The sequence below is a fragment of the Pseudomonas sp. P9_2 genome (genome assembly GCF_034008255.1).
GTDB classification, from domain to species: domain Bacteria; phylum Pseudomonadota; class Gammaproteobacteria; order Pseudomonadales; family Pseudomonadaceae; genus Aquipseudomonas; species Aquipseudomonas synxantha_A.
Genome location: NZ_CP125376.1, coordinates 309,822 through 325,948, shown reverse-complemented (window position 1 = coordinate 325,948; position 16,127 = coordinate 309,822). Strand labels below are relative to the sequence as shown.

The window sequence follows — 16,127 nt, the reverse complement described above, 5'->3', positions numbered from 1 at the left end:
GTGGTGATCGGTTCCTGGGCCTTGCTGCGTAGTTGCGCCTGGAGGGCCATGGGATCGTGCTCGCGTAAATAAAGGGAGCCTCATTAACGTTGAGCAAGCGCAAGGTTGTGGCCTACATAGTTAGAGACCGATGACCGTTTAGCGTCATTCATCAAATTGTCATGCAACCGTGGCAGCGCGCTTGCACAAACTTCATCAGACTCGCGCTCTACTGGGGTTCTGCGTTTCGGTGTTTTTCATGCGTGTGTTGCTTCTACTGGCCGCTCTTTTATTCGGCCTGCCGTCTTTTGCGGCTTCTCGATGTGATGTCAATGTCCCGACCCAAACCGTCGACCTGGAAAAGGTGAGCATCGCCTACCAGAGCATCGGGCGGGCGTCAGACCCTGCCTTGCTGCTGGTGATGGGCCTGGGTGGGCAGTTGATCCACTGGCCGGATGAAGTGGTGGTCGCCCTGTGCGAGCAAGGGTTTCGGGTGATCCGCTACGACAACCGTGACGTCGGCCTGTCCACCTGGCGGCAAGCGCCGGCCAGTGCCAACCTGACCTTCGAGGTGCTGCGCTACAAGCTCGGCTTGCCGGTGGCTGCGCCATATACGTTGACCGACATGGCCGACGACGCGCTGGGCTTGATGGATGCGTTGCAGGTGCAGCAATTCCATGTCCTTGGCGCAAGCATGGGCGGCATGATCGCCCAGCACCTGGCGGCAATGGCGCCGCAGCGGGTGGAAAGCCTCACCTTGATCATGACCAGCTCCGGCGCCGAGGGCCTGCCCGCCCCGAACGCGGCACTCGTGCAATTGCTCTCGCGGCGCAGCGCGCCCAATCGCGAAGTGGCTCTGGAGCAGCAAGCCGATTTGCTCGCAGCGCTGGGCAGCCCGAATGTAAAGGATGATCGTCAGGCGTTGCTGCATCAGGCGGCGCAGTCCTACGACCGCGCGTTTAACCCGGAAGGCGTGAAGCGTCAGATCATGGCGATCCTTGCCGAACCGAGCCGCGTGCCGTTGCTCAACCAACTGCGCGTGCCGACCCTGGTGGTGCACGGCACGGCCGATCCGTTGTTACCGGTGATGCATGGTGTGCACCTGGCCGCGCATATCCAGGGTAGTCAGCTGAAATTGATCCCGGGTCTGGCCCACCGTTTCCAGGAAGCGTTCAAGGCGCCGTTGCTGGCGGCGGTGTTGCCTTACCTGCAAGCCCATCGCCAGGATACGGCGCACTGGGCGCAGATTGATCAGGGCGAGCGGTCGAAGCTGCTGTAGCGGTGGTGTATCGTGTAGCTTTGCGGCGCATTAATGCCAGCGAGGTTGCCTACCATGAGTACTGCCCTGAAAATCGATTTCGTCAGCGACGTGTCCTGCCCCTGGTGCATCATCGGCCTGCGCGGCCTGACCGAAGCCCTTGACCAGCTTGGCGCCGAGGTGCAGGCAGAGATTCATTTCCAGCCGTTCGAGCTGAACCCGAACATGCCCGCCGAAGGTCAGAACATCGTCGAGCACATCACTGAGAAATACGGCTCCACCGCCGAAGAATCCCAGGCCAACCGTGCGCGCATCCGCGACATGGGCGCAGCGTTGGGCTTCGCTTTTCGCACCGACGGCCAGAGCCGCATCTACAACACCTTCGATGCGCATCGCCTGTTGCATTGGGCCGGGTTGAAAGGCTTGCAGTACAACCTCAAGGAAGCCCTCTTCAAGGCGTACTTCAGCGATGGCCAGGACCCGTCCGACCACGCGACCCTGGCGATCATTGCCGAAAGCGTCGGCCTGGACTTGAAGCGCGCCGCCGAAATTCTTGCCTCTGATGAATATGCCGCCGAAGTGCGCGAGCAGGAAAAACTGTGGATCACCCGCGGAGTGACCTCGGTGCCGACCATTGTGTTCAACGACCAGTACGCTGTCAGCGGCGGCCAGCCGGCTGAAGCCTTTGTGGGCGCGATTCGCCAGATCATTGCCGAAGCGCGATCCTGACGCCGCTCTAATGTGGGAGCAGGCAAGCCAGCTCCCACACTTGATACTCATTGTTTTCAAAAACGGCGCTCATCCAAGCGCTGGCCCATCCCTTGCATTACCCCCCTAAAGCCCGGCCGGCCTGCGGTTGGGCGCTGCCATTAGGGGTGAAAACTACCTTGAACATACTTGACCTCGACCACAGCCTAACCGGTCAGGCGCCCATTGCCCGGCGGTTGGCCAGCGGCCGGGCCACGCGTCTGGACCTGCTCGACCTGGGGCCGAAACTGCGCCTGTGGTCCACAGAAAAAACCTGGAAACGATTTACCGAACGCCTGGCCCAACGGTCTCGGCCCAGGGATGCGCGCCCGGAAATCCTGTTTGTCGGCTCCGGCGACTATCACCACCTTACGCCGGCCTTTTTGGCTGATCTGAAAGAGCCCGTCAGCCTGATCCACTTCGACAACCACCCCGACTGGGTACGCTTTGCGCCCAAGCGCCACTGTGGTTCGTGGGTCAACCGCGCACTGAAGATGCCGGCGATCAAGCGCATCGTCACCCTCGGCCCGTGCAGCGATGACCTGCATAACCCACAACTGCGTGGCGGCAACCTTGGCGCGCTCAAGCGCGGGCAATTGCAGCTGTTTCCCTGGCAGCACCCGCCGTCGAAGGTCTGGGGTCGGGTCGGTGATGGAGCGGGTCACCAGCAGCAGGAAAACCACCTGCACTGGCGCAACCTGGCAGAGCTCGATTGGGCGAAATTCCTCGACCAGATGATCGCCAGCCTGCCCACCGAAGCGATCTGGATCACCATCGACAAGGATGTGCTGGCCAGCGAAGACGCCGCCACCAATTGGGACCAGGGCGGTATGCGCCTGACCCATCTGCTCCAGGCCCTGCGGGCGTTGGCGGCGCATAAACGCATCATTGGCATCGACGTGTGCGGTGAGTTCGCCACGCCGGTGTTCAGCAACGCGTTCAAGCGCTGGGAAGCCAAGTCCGACCAGCCGCCACCGCAGCGCTGGAGCGCGCAAGACTTGCAGCGCAATGCCGCGACCAATGAGGCCTTGATCAACCTGTTTGAGGAGCTGTTCCCGTGACCCTGACCGTGGTGTTGCTGCTGGCGTTTTCCATTGTTCTCGATGTAATTGGCCAGCTGTGTTTCAAACTGGGCGTGGACCGCTTACCGCAACTCGATGACGGGTTCAGCCTGCGCGCATTCTGGGGCCAGGTGTTCAATGCTCCACTGCTCTGGGCGGGCGTCGGCGCCTATGTCATCGAGTTTTTCGTCTGGCTCGAAGCCCTGTCCCGTGCGCCATTGAGTCTGCTGTTTCCGTTGGCGGCTTTGGCCTATTGCCTGGTGGTTCTGGCGGGCAGGGTGGTGCTCAAGGAAAGGGTCAGCCCAAGGCGTTGGCTGGGCACGCTGGTGATTACCTTGGGTGTGATGTTGGTAGCGATTGCGGGGAGCCAGGCATGACGACGCAGACAGTCGATAGCGGTTGGTTACATGGGCGCCTGGGCACCCTGGTGCTGTGGGCGCTACTGATTGCCACCGAAAGCGCCGGGCAATTGTTTACCAAGGTGGCTGGTGATCAATTGGGGCAGATGGATTTCACCTGGCAGTGGCTGGCCGACGTGGCGCGTAACCCGGGGATCCTGGCGGCGATTGCCAGTTACCTGGGGGCGTTTTTTGTGTGGATGCTGATCTTGCGGCGCAGCAGTTTGTCGCTGGCGTTTCCCCTGAGTTCACTGGTGTTTGTGGCGGTGCTGCTGGGGTCGTGGTTGGGGTTGGGTGAGCACATCAGCCTGTTGCATTGGGTAGGGGTGGTGGTGATTATCGGTGGTATCGCGCTGTTGGCTGAGGGCGAAGAGCACTGAAAATTCTGCTGCGAAACACAGGCAAAATGTGGGAGGGGCGGTGCGACGATTCGACTTGCCCCCTCCCACATTTGGATCTGCTTACTTAAGGCAGAACTGCGTCGGTTTTTAATCGAAGGTGTAGCTGATCGCCGTCTGCACCTGCCCCTGATTCACCTCGCCGGCCTGCTTGACGATGCTGCTCCGGGCCGCCGAGCCCACCAGATGCACCCAGCTTGCGCTGGTCAGCAGTGACCAGTGGGGCGCCAGGGGAAAAGCGAAGCTTTGGCTCAACGTCACGTTCTGGAAGCCGCCGCTGGCGTTGTAGGGCCGAAAGCCGGTGGCGGCAGCTTCGTTGTTGTCTACGCCAAAGAAGGTATTGGCCTGGCGCGCATCGGCAAAATGCGCCACCAGGCCACTGCTGCCGATAATCCCGCCGCCCAACGGGTAGCCCAGTTCGCCGCCGATCTTACCCAGGGTGCCGCTCTGGGAGTGACCGCCGCCCACGGCCTGGCCCAGCTGCGCGTAGACCCGCCAGAAATTGGCCGGGGCGTACTGGATGAAACCGCCGACCTCAGCCATGTCCGACACATTGCGCAAGCCCTGCAACTCACCGTTGGAGGTACGCCCTGCCAGGTAATTGATATAGGGGCCGGCGGTGATGCCGTGGGTGTTCAGGGCGCTCCAGGTCAGGCCGTCGTCGGTGCTCAGGCTGACGTCGCCCCAATCCAGGTCCAGGTAGGGCACGGGCCGGGTTTCGTAGCGGCTGCCGGTCGGGTCATGGGGCTGATAGCTCAGGCCCGCGCCCACGTCGCCGCTGATGCCGTCTGCCCAGGCCGCACTGGAGCAGCCCCATAGGCCGAGCAAACCTGCGAATACGGCAGAAGTGATGTTGGTCATGGTGTACGTTCCTGAGGTGACAGGCGCGCATGAACGCGCAAACCCTCGCGCCTGCGCAAGCACTCATGTTGTTTGTAGCAAGCTACAAAAATTGTAGCTTGCAGCACGCCTATCACTGCGACTCTGCCGGCAAACCCCCAGCCCGACTGGGTTTTGACTAGTTGGCACACTCCCTGCTCTATCCCTGTTGCAAGCGCATACAGCGCGCTCTCTCAGGTACAGGTAGATGATCCACTGGCATATCGTGTGTGACTTCGATGGGACCATTACCCCCACGGATGTCATCGACAACGTCCTCCAACGCTTCGCCGGCCCCGAGTGGGAAACCATTGAACAGCAATGGCTGGACGGGCATATCGGTTCACGCGAATGCCTGAGCCGCCAACTGGCGCTGATCAAGGCCACCCCAAGCGAACTGCTGGCGTATTTCGACAGCGTCGAGATCGACCCGGACTTCCCGGATTTCGTCGATCACGTCATGGACCTGGGCGCCTCTATCGAGGTGGTCAGCGACGGCATCGAACAGGGCATCGCGCGCATCCTGTCGCGCAATTACGTGACCTTGTTGCCGATCCTCGCCAACCGTCTGCGCCAGGTCGACCAGAACAGCTGGCGTATCGACTTCCCCTACGCCAGCGATGCTTGCCGCGCCGCTTCCGGCAACTGCAAGTGCAAATCCACCCCGCGCAACAAGCGCGTACTGGTGATCGGTGACGGCAAGTCCGACATGTGCGTGGCGTCCACCGCCGACTTCGTGTTCGCCAAGGGCAGCCTCGCCGACTACTGCGTCGCCAACCACATTCCTCACGCGCGCTTCGACACCTTTGCGCAAGTGACCGCACTGCTGGCCAAGCTGCCCCAAGGCATCGCCGCCAACGCCACCACCTTCAACACCTCTTCTGACACTCAGGAACTCTTCCATCATGTCTGATATCCGTATCGCTACCGCCGAAGACCAGATCCTTCTGGATAAAGAAGCCAAGTATTGCTCCTACGGCGACACCGTTCACTACATCGAGCCTCCGCGTATTTTCAGCCGTTGCGAAGGCTCCTACGTGTGGGACACCGAAGACCAGGCTTACCTCGACCTGCAGATGTGGTACTCGGCCGTCAACTTCGGCTACGCCAACCCGCGCCTGAACAATGCGCTGAAACAACAGATCGACACCCTGCCGCAAATTGCCAGCCAGTATCTGCACAAAGGCAAGATCGAGCTCTCGGAAATGATCGCGGTCGACGCCAAGAAGAAGTTCGGTCTCGACGGCCGCGTGCACTTCAACGTCGGCGGTTCGCAGTCCATCGAAGACTCGTTGAAAGTGGTACGTAACGCCAGCAACGGCAAAAGCCTGATGTTCGCCTTTGAAGGCGGCTACCACGGCCGCACCCTCGGCGCCTCGTCGATCACCTCCAGCTTCCGCTATCGTCGTCGCTACGGCCACTTTGGCGAACGCGCCAACTTCATCCCATTCCCTTACCACTTCCGTGGCCCGAAGGGCATGACCAAGGAAGAGTACGGCAGCCATTGCGTGCAGCAGTTCGCCCGTTTGTTCGAGACCGAATACAACGGCGTCTGGGACCCCAAAACCAACCAGTGCGAATACGCAGCTTTCTATGTCGAGCCGATCCAGGGCACCGGCGGCTACGTGATCCCACCGATGAACTTCTACCGCGAGCTCAAGCACGTCCTGGACCAGCACGGCATCCTGATGGTGTCCGACGAAATCCAGATGGGCTTCTACCGCACCGGCAAACTCTGGTCGATCGAGCACTTCGATGTGCAGCCGGACGTGATCGTGTTCGGCAAGGCCCTGACCAATGGCCTCAACCCATTGGGCGGTATCTGGGCCCGTGAAGAGTTGATCAACCCGAAGGTGTTCCCGCCAGGTTCGACTCACTCCACCTTCGCCTCCAACCCGTTGGGCACCGCCGTCGGCCTGGAAATGTTCAAGATGACCAACGAAGTCGATTACGGCGCGATGGTCATGGCCAAGGGCAAGTTCTTCCTGGAAGGCTTGCAGGACCTGCAAAAACGCTTCCCGATCATTGGCGATGTCGACGGCCTGGGCCTGGCGCTGCGCTGCGAAATCTGCGGCCCGGACGGCTTCACCCCAGACAAGGCGACCCTGGACTATATGGTCGAGGAAGGCATGAAAGGCGACATGGTGGTGGACGGCCAGAAGCTGGGTCTGATCCTCGACGTGGGCGGTTACTACAAGAACGTGATCACCCTGGCACCGTCCCTGGAAATCAGCTACCCGGAAATCGAATTGGGTCTCAAGCTGCTTGAGCAACTGCTGGTGCGAGCGACCAATCGGTGAATGCGCAAGGGATCGACCTCGGTGAAGGTACCGCCGGCTTCGTTCTCGGTGAAGGTCCGGTCGGGATCCTGTTGATCCACGGCTTGACCGGCACACCGACCGAGTTGCGCCAGGTCGCCAAGGGCCTGGCCAAGACAGGCAATTGCACGGTGTATGTGCCCACGTTGGCCGGGCACTGCGGCGATAACAGCGACTTGCAGGCTACCGGCTGGCGTGACTGGTACGAAGGCGTGCGCAAGACCTTCCTGCAGGTCAAGCAACGCCACGGGCAGGTGTTTGTCGGCGGCTTGTCCATGGGCGCGGTGATGTCTATGTATGTGGCCGCCGAACACCCAGGCCAGGTCGCCGGGCTGCTGATGTACTCCACCACCCTGAAGTACGACGGCTGGAGCATCAACAAGCTGGCGTTCCTCACGCCGTTGCTGATGAAAATTCCATTCGGCGTGCACGTTTGCAGCTTCGAAGAGAAGCCGCCCTACGGCATCAAGAATGAGCGCCTGCGGGCCATCGTCGAACGGCAGATGAAGGAAGGGGAGAGCAGCGAGGCAGGGTTGCTGACCATGGAAGGCATCACCGTGCGCGAATTGCACCGCATGAACGCGGTGGTCAAGAAGCGCATGCCCGACATCAAGGTGCCGGCGCTGGTGCTGCATTCCATCGAAGACGACATCACCAGCCGCTGGAACGCCGACTACGTGGAACGCCACCTCGGCGGCCCGGTGACCAAGATTTTGCTGGATAACTGCTACCACATGATCACGGTCGACCTGCAATACCGACGGGTGATCGAGTTGAGTGTCGAGTTTATCGAGCAGCACACAGCCTTCAGGTCAACGCCGGTCAAGGTGGGAGCTGGCTTGCCGGCGATGGCATCACTGCGGTCTGCCTGACGCACCGAGGGGCCTGCATCGCCGGCAAGCCAGCTCTCACATTTGATCGGCGTTCGCCATAGAAATAAGGGCAATCTGTGATAACCACCCAAGCCTTCCCGACCATCCGGGCTATCCAGCGCGATGCCTGGAACGACTGTTTTCCCGGTGCCCTGGAGGATTGGGACTATTACCTGGCCGTAGAAAACGCCGCTATCGATGATTTTCAGTGGCGTTACCTGGCGGTCTACGAAGATGAAACGCTGGTGGCTGTGGCTGCTGCGTTCATTACCCATTATCGCCTCGACACCACGGTGTCGGGGGCGGGCAAGCGCGTGACCGAACGCCTGGCTCGCCTGTGGCCGCAGGCTTTGCAATTGGCGCTGTACGCCATTGGTTCGCCGGTGGCTGAGCGTTGTGATGCGGGGGTCGCCAGCCATGTGCCCGAGGGCCGCCGCGCGTTGTTGTTGCAGCAGTTACTGGCGGCTGCGCGTCGGGATGCCGACCACTTCGGTATTGGGCTGGTGGCGGTCAAGGACGCGCCGACCAACGACCCGCATTGGGCCGACAGTTGTCGTGCAGCCGGCTTTCAGACCATGCCGAGCTTGCCGACCGGGGTGTTGCCGTTGCCCTACGGGTCGGTGGATGCGTACCTGGGCTCGCTGGGCAAATCCACGCGCAAGGACCTGCGCCGCAAGCTACGGGCACCCGGGCCGCGCATCGAGTGGCGGCACAACGTCGATGATGTGCTGCCCGAGATCATGCGCCTGTACGAGGCCACGCTTGCGCGCGCGGATCTACAGTTCGAGCGCCTGCCTGCCGCTTACTTCACCGGCGTGCTTGAACACCTTCACGAGCGGGCGGTCTGTGTTCTTTACTGGGTGGACGAACGCCTGGTGGCGTTCAACCTGATCCTGCTGGATGAGCAGCGGCTGGTGGATAAGTTCTTTGGCCACGACATCGAATTCAGCCGTGAGTACAACCTGTACTTTCGCAGTTGGCTGACCAATGTCGACTATTGTATTGAACACAATATCCCGGTGTACGAGTGCGGCCAGGCCGGGTATGCCAGTAAACTGCGGCTGGGGTGCGAGTTCGAGGGCAACAGCCTGTTCTTTCGCCATCGCAACCGGCTGGTCAACGGCCTGCTCAAGCTTGTAAAACTGTTTATTCGACCGGATCGTTCCGACCCTGCCATGGCTGCTGCGATAAGCGAAACCTGATGATCACCAAGACCCGCCAGAAAGCCCGCCCCTTTGCCATTTCGCGTTGGAGCGTCCAGCGCAAGCTGGTGCTGGCGTTCTGGCTGGTCAGCGTTATTCCGACCATGATTGCCGCTGAGCTGGCCGCCACCACGCTGTCGCAGATTTTCGACAGCAACGTGCGTATCTGGCTGCAAGAATCGACCAAGATCGTCAAGGATGAGATCGGTGACATCCTTCATGACAACGCGCGCATGGCCAAGCTGTTCTTGCGCTATACCAGCCCACCGTCGTCGAAACAGGCGGCCAGGCATGACCGGCTGACCGCCGACATTGCCGATGCCACCGATATCGACGTGGTCGCGCTGATTCGCACCAGCGACCACAAAGTGGTGTTCAGCACAGCCGCCGATGACATCGTCAGGCAGATCAACCTGACCAGCAATGCCGTGCTGCAGACCGTGCAAGTCGCGGGGGTGAGCACGGGGCTGGTGGTGTCAACCTTCGAGACCAGCCGCGATGGCGTTGATTACCTGTTGTTGGTGGCGACCTACCTGGACAGCAGTTTCCTCACCAGCGTGGCCGATGTGCACTCCCTGGACCTGCGTTTGTACCTGGCCAACCCGGCGGGTTTTTCCGAGATATTTTCCACCCAGCGTTTCGAGAATCACCCTTCGCGCATCCCGAAGAACGTCGAGGCCGCGCTGCGCAGCACCAAGCAGCCCAGCGAGCAATTCACTAACCAGTACAGCGGTTTGTACTGGCCGATCTTCAATGATGCCGGCGAACTGCAAGGCGTTATATTCAGCGGCCTGTTGCGTCACACCAGCCTGGTAGGGCTGGTGAACCAGAGCAACCTGTTCGTGCTGATCTTCCTGCTCAGCTCGGCGCTGTCACTGGCGGCCGGGGTGCTGGTGTCGCAGCGCCTGACCAAACCGCTGCGCGACTTGTCCCAAGGTGTGAACGCGGTGATTTCCGGTAGTTACGCGCATCGCGTGGTGGTCAGTGGCGGTGATGAACTGGCGCAGTTGAGCAGTACCTTCAACCACATGACCGAGCGCCTCGGCGAACTGCACCACCTGGAAGCCCAACTGCGCCGGCGTGATCGGCTGCATGCCCTGGGTGAAGTCGCCATGGGCCTGGCCCATGAAATCCGCAACCCGCTGGGCATCATCAAGACCGCCACCCAATTGTTGCACCGGCGTGCCGACCTGGCGGAAACCGACAAGCGTCACCTGGAGTACGTCATCAGCGAGGTCAGCCGCATCAACGAGCTGATTACCGAGTTCCTCGATTTCGCCAAACCCAATCCACCGATACGCGTGCTGCAGCCGGCACGTGCCCTGGTGGAAGAAATCCTCGGTTTTTGCGGCCCGGAGCTGAGCACCCACAATATTGATGCACAGATTGACGACCAGGCGCCCGACGCCACGATCTATGCCGATGCCAAGCAGCTCAAGCAGGCTTGCCTCAATCTGATACTCAACGCCATCGACGCGATGCCCGAAGGCGGGCGCCTGACCCTGGGCATCCGCAACGTGGGCGACAACACGGTGATCAGCATCGCCGATACCGGTCAGGGTATCCCGGCGGATATGGTCGAGCGTATCTTCACGCCGTTTGTCACCACCAAGGCATCGGGCACCGGCCTGGGTCTGGCCAAAGTCTATTCGATCATGGAAAGTCACGACGGCAGCATCGAATGCGCCAGTGAGAAAGATGCCGGCGCCACCTTCAGCCTGTACATTCCGGCTAACGGTGAAGACGACGGTGAGGATGAGGACGGGCATGACGCATAACGTATTGGTGGTCGACGACGAGCCCAAGCTCTGTGATTTGCTGACCCAGGCCCTGAGCCAGAACGGTATCCAGGTGTTCAGCGCGGGCAACGGCCTGCATGCGCTCAAGGTGCTGGGCGAGGAGGACATCGACCTGGTGATCAGCGACTGGCGTATGCCGGGCATGGACGGGCCGGCATTGCTGGCCGAGATCAAGGTGCGCTATCCACAGGTGCCGGTGATTGTGATGACCGCCTACAGCACGGTAAAAAATGCCGTGCAGTCGATGCGCAACGGTGCCTATGACTACATCGCCAAGCCGTTCGATATCGATGAGCTGGACATCACCGTGGCCAAGGCCCTGCAATTTCGCGACATCATGCGCGATAACGCACGGATGCGCGCCGAGCTGGACGAACATGCGCAGTTCGACAGCCTGGTGGGCGACAGCCCGGCGTTTCGCAAGGTGCTGCAAGCCGTGGATTCGGTGCGTGACAGCAGCGCAACCATCCTGCTGACCGGCGAAAGCGGCACCGGCAAGGAAATGGTCGCCCGCGCCATCCACAAGCATGGCAGCCGTGCCGACAAACCCTTTGTGGCCGTCAACTGCGCGGCGATTCCCGAAGGTTTGCTGGAAAGCGAGATGTTCGGCCATCGCAAAGGTGCCTTCACCGGCGCCGTGGCCGACCGGGTAGGGCGCTTCATGCAGGCCGACAAGGGCACGTTGTTCCTCGATGAAGTGGGGGACATGCCCCTGGCGTTGCAGGCCAAGATTTTGCGCGCCTTGCAAGAGCGGGTCATCGAGCCGGTGGGTGACCCACGCGAGCGCAAGGTGGATGTGCGGGTCATTGCCGCCACCAACAAGAACCTGCTGGACGCAGTGGCGAACAAAGAGTTTCGCGAAGACCTCTACTACCGCCTCAACGTCTTCCCGATTCCATTGCCGGCCCTGCGTGAGCGCGTGGAAGATATCGCGCCCCTGGCCCGGCATTTCGCCCAGACCTTGAGCGCCACCGCCGGTAAGCGCATTACCGGCTTCAGCCCCGAGGCATTGCAGGCGATGGCGGCGTATCACTGGCCGGGCAATATCCGCGAGCTGCAAAACTGCGTGGAGCGCGCGACCATCGTCGCAGCGTCGCCGGTGATCGAGGATATTGATTTGCCGGGTTATCTGTTTGCTTCAAAACCGAGCGAGGGCGATGTGACGGCGATCCTCAGCGACGGCCCGGGCGTGCCGCAGGATCTGGATGCGGCGCTGGCCGAGGTGGAGAAAGCCTACATCCTGGCGGCGTTGCAGGAGAGCAACGGGGTGCAGGCTGCGGCGGCGCAGCGGATCGGCATTTCCGAACGCAGTTTCTGGTATCGCCTGAAAAAACTCGGGATTCAAGTCGACAAAATCGTCCGCTGACACACGGCGGGCAAAAAATGTGGGAGGGGGCTTGCTCCCGATAACAGTGTGTCAGTCAGTACCTATTTCACTGATCCACCGCTATCGGGAGCAAGCCCCCTCCCACATTGTTGACCGAGTTGAGTCAGGAGTGGAGGCGAACCCAGATGCTGACCAGGATCGTCGCGGCCATCAACCAGGCCACGGCAGCTACTGCCAGTGATGCCTCCAGCCGCATCCGATCGACCATCACATACAAGGTCGCCAGGTACACGAAGTACGGAATGATCGACCACATCCCGAACACGATGGTGGTCTTCAAATCCTCCACCGAACGCCCTTTGCCGACGATGTAGTGGGCGATCAGTGCGAAGGTCGGAAACAGTGGCACCAAGCCTGCGATGTAATAGTTTTTGGTCTTGGCCAGTGCCGCCAGGATCAGCACCACCGCCGCGCCAAGTGCGGCCTTCAAGAACAGATCCATCAGTGACTCAACCCGTATTTCTTGACCTTGTCGAACAGCGTGGTCTTGGCCATGCCCAATTCCTGGCTGGCCTGGGTCAGGTTGCCGCCGCTACGCTGCAGGGCGTCCACCAGCAGGTTGCGCTCAAAGGCTTCCACCGCTTCGGTAAAGGCCAGGCCGTGGTTGCCGCTGCTGGCGCCGCTTTTCTTGAAGGCGGGCAGCCCCAGGGCAAAACGTTCGGCGACGTTGCGCAGTTCACGCACGTTGCCCGGCCAGTCGTGGCTCATCAGGCTCGACAGGGTCTGGTTGTCCAACTCCGGCACCGCCCGGTCGAAGCGCAGCGACGATTGCTGCAGGAAGTGTTCGAACAGTTGCAGGATGTCTTCGCGCCGCTCGCGCAAAGGCGGCAGTTCCAGGGTGACCACGTTGAGGCGGTAGTACAGGTCGCTGCGGAACTGGTTGGCGCGGCTCAGTTCGTCGAGGTCGGACTTGGTGGCAGCGATTACCCGGCAATCCACCGCCACGCTCTGGTTCGATCCCAGGCGCTCCAGGGTGCGTTCCTGCAGCACCCGCAGCAGTTTGATCTGCAGGTTGATCGGCATACTTTCCACTTCATCGAGGAACAGCGTGCCCTGGTGGGCGTGTTCGATCTTGCCGATGCGGCGTTTGCCGGCGCCGGTGAAGGCATTGGCCTCGTGGCCGAAAATTTCGCTTTCGAACAGGTTTTCCGGCAGGCCCCCGCAGTTCAAGGCGACGAACTGATGGGAGTGGCGTCGGCTGAAATCATGCAGGCAACGGGCAACCAGCTCCTTGCCGGTGCCAGTCTCGCCTTCGATCAGCACGTTGGCCGATGTGTCGGCGACGTTGGCGATCAGCTCGCGCAGGTTCTGCATCGCCGGCGAGCGGCCAATGATGCGGCCTTCCAGCGAATCACGCTCGGCCAACTGGCGGCGCAGTGACCAGACCTCTCGCGCCAGCCCACGCTGCTCCAGGGCGCGACGGGCAACATCGACCAGGCGCTCGGGAGAGAAGGGTTTTTCCATGAAGTCGTAGGCGCCGTTGCGCATGGCGCCGACGGCCATGGAAATGTCGCCATGCCCGGTAATCAGGACCACCGGCAGGCTTTTATCCAACGCCTTGAGGCGGGTCAGTAGCTCCAGGCCATCGATGCCCGGCAGGCGAATATCGCTGATGACGATGCCGGCAAAGTTTTCGCCGATACGTTTTAGCGCTTCTTCGGCGCTGCCCACGCCGACGCTGGGGATGTCTTCCAGCGCCAGGGCCTGTTGGCAACCGAGCAGCACGTGGGGATCATCTTCGACGATCAGCACGGTCAGGTCTTGGGGATCAGTATTCATGTCGACTCAACTTTTTTAGCGCCCGCCAGCGGCAGGTTCAGGACAAAGGCAGTACCACCACCGGCCGGGTGTTCCACGGCCAGGCTGCCACCGGTCGCGGCTGCGAGGCTAGCGGACAGGGTCAGGCCCAGGCCCAGGCCTTGTTCGCCGGGCTTGGTGGTGAAGAAGGGTTCGAACAAATGCTTGCGTGCCTCAGGGGCGATGCCGTGACCATTGTCGCGTACCAGCAGGCGGTATTTGCCCTCGGTACTCTGGCCCTCCAACCACAATTGCGGCGCCGGTTGCGCCTGCATCGCGTCCAGAGCATTACCGATCAGGTTGACCAGGATCTGTTCCAGGCGCGTCTGGTCGATCTGCAACTGGGCGGGTGCGAAGTCGCGGTGCAAGGTCAGTGGCAAACCGTCCAGGCGTGCGCCCAGCACCTGGAACGCAGCGTCCACGGCCTTGCCCAGGCTGGCTTCGCCCTGGTCATCGCCGCGCCGGGCGAACGAGCGCAGGCTGGCGGTGATACGGCCCATGCGGTCGATCAGTTCGTTGATGGTCTTGAGGTTGGTGCTGGCGGTGTCCAGGGCGCCGCGCTCAAGGAAGCGCACGGTATTGCCGGACAGGGTGCGCAGCGCGGCCAGCGGCTGGTTCAACTCGTGGGCGATGCTGGTGGACATCTGGCCGATGGCGGCGAGTTTGCCGGCCTGTACCAATTCGTCCTGGGCGCGGCGCAGGGTCTCTTCGGCCTGGCGCCGTTCACGGATCTGGCCCTTGAGCCGTTCGTTACTGGCGCGCAGGTCGGCGGTGCGTTCGGCGATCCGCCGCTCCAGTTGGCTGTTGGCTTCCTGCAGGGCTTCCCGAGCGGCGAGGCGGGTGGCGATGACCTTGCGTCGCTCGTTCCAGGCAATCAGCAGGAAGGCGACAAGGCCGAAGGCAACTGCTACCAGAATGCCCTGATTGATCGCGGCACGGCGCAGGTCATTGAGCGGGGTGAGCAGGGTGAAATTCCACGGCGTGTCGTTGAGCGGTCGGGTTTGCGCCAGGTAGCTGACAGCGTGCTGGTCGTTGACCACTTCCGAATTGGCCGGGAAGGTCAGTTTCTCGGTGCCTTCGTTCAGGCGCTCGCGGGCCAGGGGTTGCAGTTCATTGAGCGTCGCCCAGTAATATTGCAGGCTGTGGGCCAGGCGATCCTTGGTGTCATCGCTCAGCGGGCGTACAGCCTTGAGGCGGCGCGCCGGGTCACTGGACAGAATGATGATGCCGTTCTCGTCGCTCACGAACGCCTCGAGACGGGCACGCTGCCAGCGTTCTTCGAGGGCTTCGAGGCGCACCTTGACCACGGCGACGCCGATGATCTTGCCGTGCTCTTCCAGGCCATGGGCCAGGTAATAGCCGGGTTCGCCGTTGGTGCTGCCGATACCGTAGAAACGGCCGGGTTGGCCGCGTACGGCATTCTGGAAATAGGCGCGAAAAGACAGGTCCTCACCCTGGTAACTGTCGGCATCGCGCCAGTTACTGGTGGCCAGCACGCGGCCGGTGGTGTCCATCACGTAGATGGCTCTGCTGCGACTGCGACGATTCAGGCCCTCAAGGTAGTCGTTGACCGTTTTACGGGTTTCCTGATTCGGCTCGGCCAGCAATTGCGACACGCTGGACTCCAGCTCCAGCAGGCTGGGCAGGTAGGTGTATTTGCTCAGTTCACTTTCGACGGTGCGGGCGTGCAACTCCAACTGGCGTTCGCCGTTGTCGCTGAGGGTGCGGATGCCATAGTACTCGCTGACCCAAAAGCCGATATAACCCAGGCCGATCATCAGGGCGATGATCAACGGCGGAAGGAACAGTTGGCGTATCAGACGAGGCTTCACGGCAAGTGATGGCGGTGCGGCGCGATATTGATTGGGGTCGCATTTCATCACAGATGCCTTGGGTCAACCAGAGCTGCCAGCCTGTGCGATCCAGTGTGGGAGGGGGCTTGCCCCCGATAGCAGTGTGTCAGTCGATACATCTGTCACTGATCCACCGCTATCGGGGGCAAGCCCCCTCCCACATTGGCCATATTCCTACA

The 16,127-nt window shown here is 61.3% G+C and carries 15 protein-coding genes; 11 read left to right on the top strand and 4 right to left on the bottom strand.

Going from position 1 to position 16,127, the window contains the following annotated elements; genetic code table 11:
* Window positions 1-238: 238 nt before the first annotated feature.
* The 5 genes from QMK52_RS01560 (at window position 239) to QMK52_RS01540 (ending at window position 3,823) form a co-directional block, all read left to right on the top strand.
* Entirely contained in the window at window positions 239-1,258 is a 1,020-nt protein-coding gene (locus tag QMK52_RS01560; protein WP_005785219.1) for an alpha/beta fold hydrolase, read from the top strand.
* 54 nt (window positions 1,259-1,312) lie between these two features.
* Entirely contained in the window at window positions 1,313-1,966 is a 654-nt protein-coding gene (locus QMK52_RS01555; protein ID WP_005785221.1) for a DsbA family oxidoreductase, read from the top strand.
* Between the two features lie 158 nt (window positions 1,967-2,124).
* Window positions 2,125-3,045 (top strand): arginase family protein, encoded by a 921-nt coding sequence (locus QMK52_RS01550; RefSeq protein ID WP_032803279.1) that lies wholly within the window; start codon window positions 2,125-2,127, stop codon window positions 3,043-3,045.
* The gene (locus tag QMK52_RS01545; protein ID WP_005785225.1) at window positions 3,042-3,422 is read left to right on the top strand and encodes an EamA family transporter; all 381 of its coding nucleotides are present in this window, start codon (window positions 3,042-3,044) and stop codon (window positions 3,420-3,422) included. Before QMK52_RS01550 ends, QMK52_RS01545 begins: the two co-directional genes overlap by 4 nt.
* On the top strand, window positions 3,419-3,823 hold the full coding sequence (locus QMK52_RS01540) for an EamA family transporter (protein ID WP_005785226.1): 405 nt from the start codon (window positions 3,419-3,421) through the stop codon (window positions 3,821-3,823). The genes QMK52_RS01545 and QMK52_RS01540 overlap by 4 nt, the downstream gene beginning before the upstream one ends.
* A gap of 108 nt (window positions 3,824-3,931) precedes the next feature.
* Here QMK52_RS01540 and QMK52_RS01535 read toward each other — a convergent pair whose 3' ends face one another.
* Window positions 3,932-4,702 (bottom strand): MipA/OmpV family protein, encoded by a 771-nt coding sequence (locus tag QMK52_RS01535; protein ID WP_005785228.1) that lies wholly within the window; start codon window positions 4,700-4,702, stop codon window positions 3,932-3,934.
* Window positions 4,703-4,928: 226 nt separating this feature from the next.
* Here QMK52_RS01535 and QMK52_RS01530 point away from each other — a divergent pair, with 226 nt between their 5' ends.
* The 6 genes from QMK52_RS01530 to QMK52_RS01505 all read left to right on the top strand — a co-directional run bounded on the left by QMK52_RS01530 (window position 4,929) and on the right by QMK52_RS01505 (window position 12,277).
* On the top strand, window positions 4,929-5,633 hold the full coding sequence (locus QMK52_RS01530) for an MtnX-like HAD-IB family phosphatase (protein ID WP_005785229.1): 705 nt from the start codon (window positions 4,929-4,931) through the stop codon (window positions 5,631-5,633).
* Window positions 5,626-7,020 (top strand): aspartate aminotransferase family protein, encoded by a 1,395-nt coding sequence (locus QMK52_RS01525; protein WP_005785231.1) that lies wholly within the window; start codon window positions 5,626-5,628, stop codon window positions 7,018-7,020. The genes QMK52_RS01530 and QMK52_RS01525 overlap by 8 nt, the downstream gene beginning before the upstream one ends.
* On the top strand, window positions 7,017-7,910 hold the full coding sequence (locus QMK52_RS01520) for an alpha/beta hydrolase (protein ID WP_320403740.1): 894 nt from the start codon (window positions 7,017-7,019) through the stop codon (window positions 7,908-7,910). Before QMK52_RS01525 ends, QMK52_RS01520 begins: the two co-directional genes overlap by 4 nt.
* A 77-nt stretch (window positions 7,911-7,987) precedes the next feature.
* Window positions 7,988-9,112 carry a GNAT family N-acetyltransferase gene (locus QMK52_RS01515; RefSeq protein WP_005785235.1) on the top strand — a complete coding sequence of 375 codons (1,125 nt, stop codon included), beginning with the start codon at window positions 7,988-7,990 and terminating at the stop codon, window positions 9,110-9,112.
* Window positions 9,112-10,890, top strand: a complete 1,779-nt coding sequence (locus QMK52_RS01510) for a HAMP domain-containing sensor histidine kinase (RefSeq protein WP_005785237.1) — start codon at window positions 9,112-9,114, stop codon at window positions 10,888-10,890. Before QMK52_RS01515 ends, QMK52_RS01510 begins: the two co-directional genes overlap by 1 nt.
* Window positions 10,880-12,277, top strand: coding sequence for a sigma-54-dependent transcriptional regulator (locus QMK52_RS01505; protein ID WP_005785239.1), 1,398 nt, complete (start codon window positions 10,880-10,882; stop codon window positions 12,275-12,277). The genes QMK52_RS01510 and QMK52_RS01505 overlap by 11 nt, the downstream gene beginning before the upstream one ends.
* Before the next feature lie 124 nt (window positions 12,278-12,401).
* On the opposite strand, the gene QMK52_RS01500 is transcribed toward QMK52_RS01505, so the two are convergent.
* Genes QMK52_RS01500 through QMK52_RS01490 form a run of 3 tightly spaced genes read right to left on the bottom strand, consistent with a single transcriptional unit; the run spans window position 12,402 to window position 15,975 of the window.
* Window positions 12,402-12,740: a GlpM family protein gene (locus QMK52_RS01500; protein WP_005785241.1), complete on the bottom strand. Its 339-nt coding sequence runs from the start codon at window positions 12,738-12,740 to the stop codon at window positions 12,402-12,404.
* Window positions 12,740-14,077 (bottom strand): sigma-54-dependent transcriptional regulator, encoded by a 1,338-nt coding sequence (locus tag QMK52_RS01495; protein ID WP_005785243.1) that lies wholly within the window; start codon window positions 14,075-14,077, stop codon window positions 12,740-12,742. The genes QMK52_RS01500 and QMK52_RS01495 overlap by 1 nt, the downstream gene beginning before the upstream one ends.
* The gene (locus QMK52_RS01490) at window positions 14,074-15,975 is read right to left on the bottom strand and encodes a sensor histidine kinase (protein WP_320403739.1); all 1,902 of its coding nucleotides are present in this window, start codon (window positions 15,973-15,975) and stop codon (window positions 14,074-14,076) included. The genes QMK52_RS01495 and QMK52_RS01490 overlap by 4 nt, the downstream gene beginning before the upstream one ends.
* Window positions 15,976-16,127: the final 152 nt, after the last annotated feature.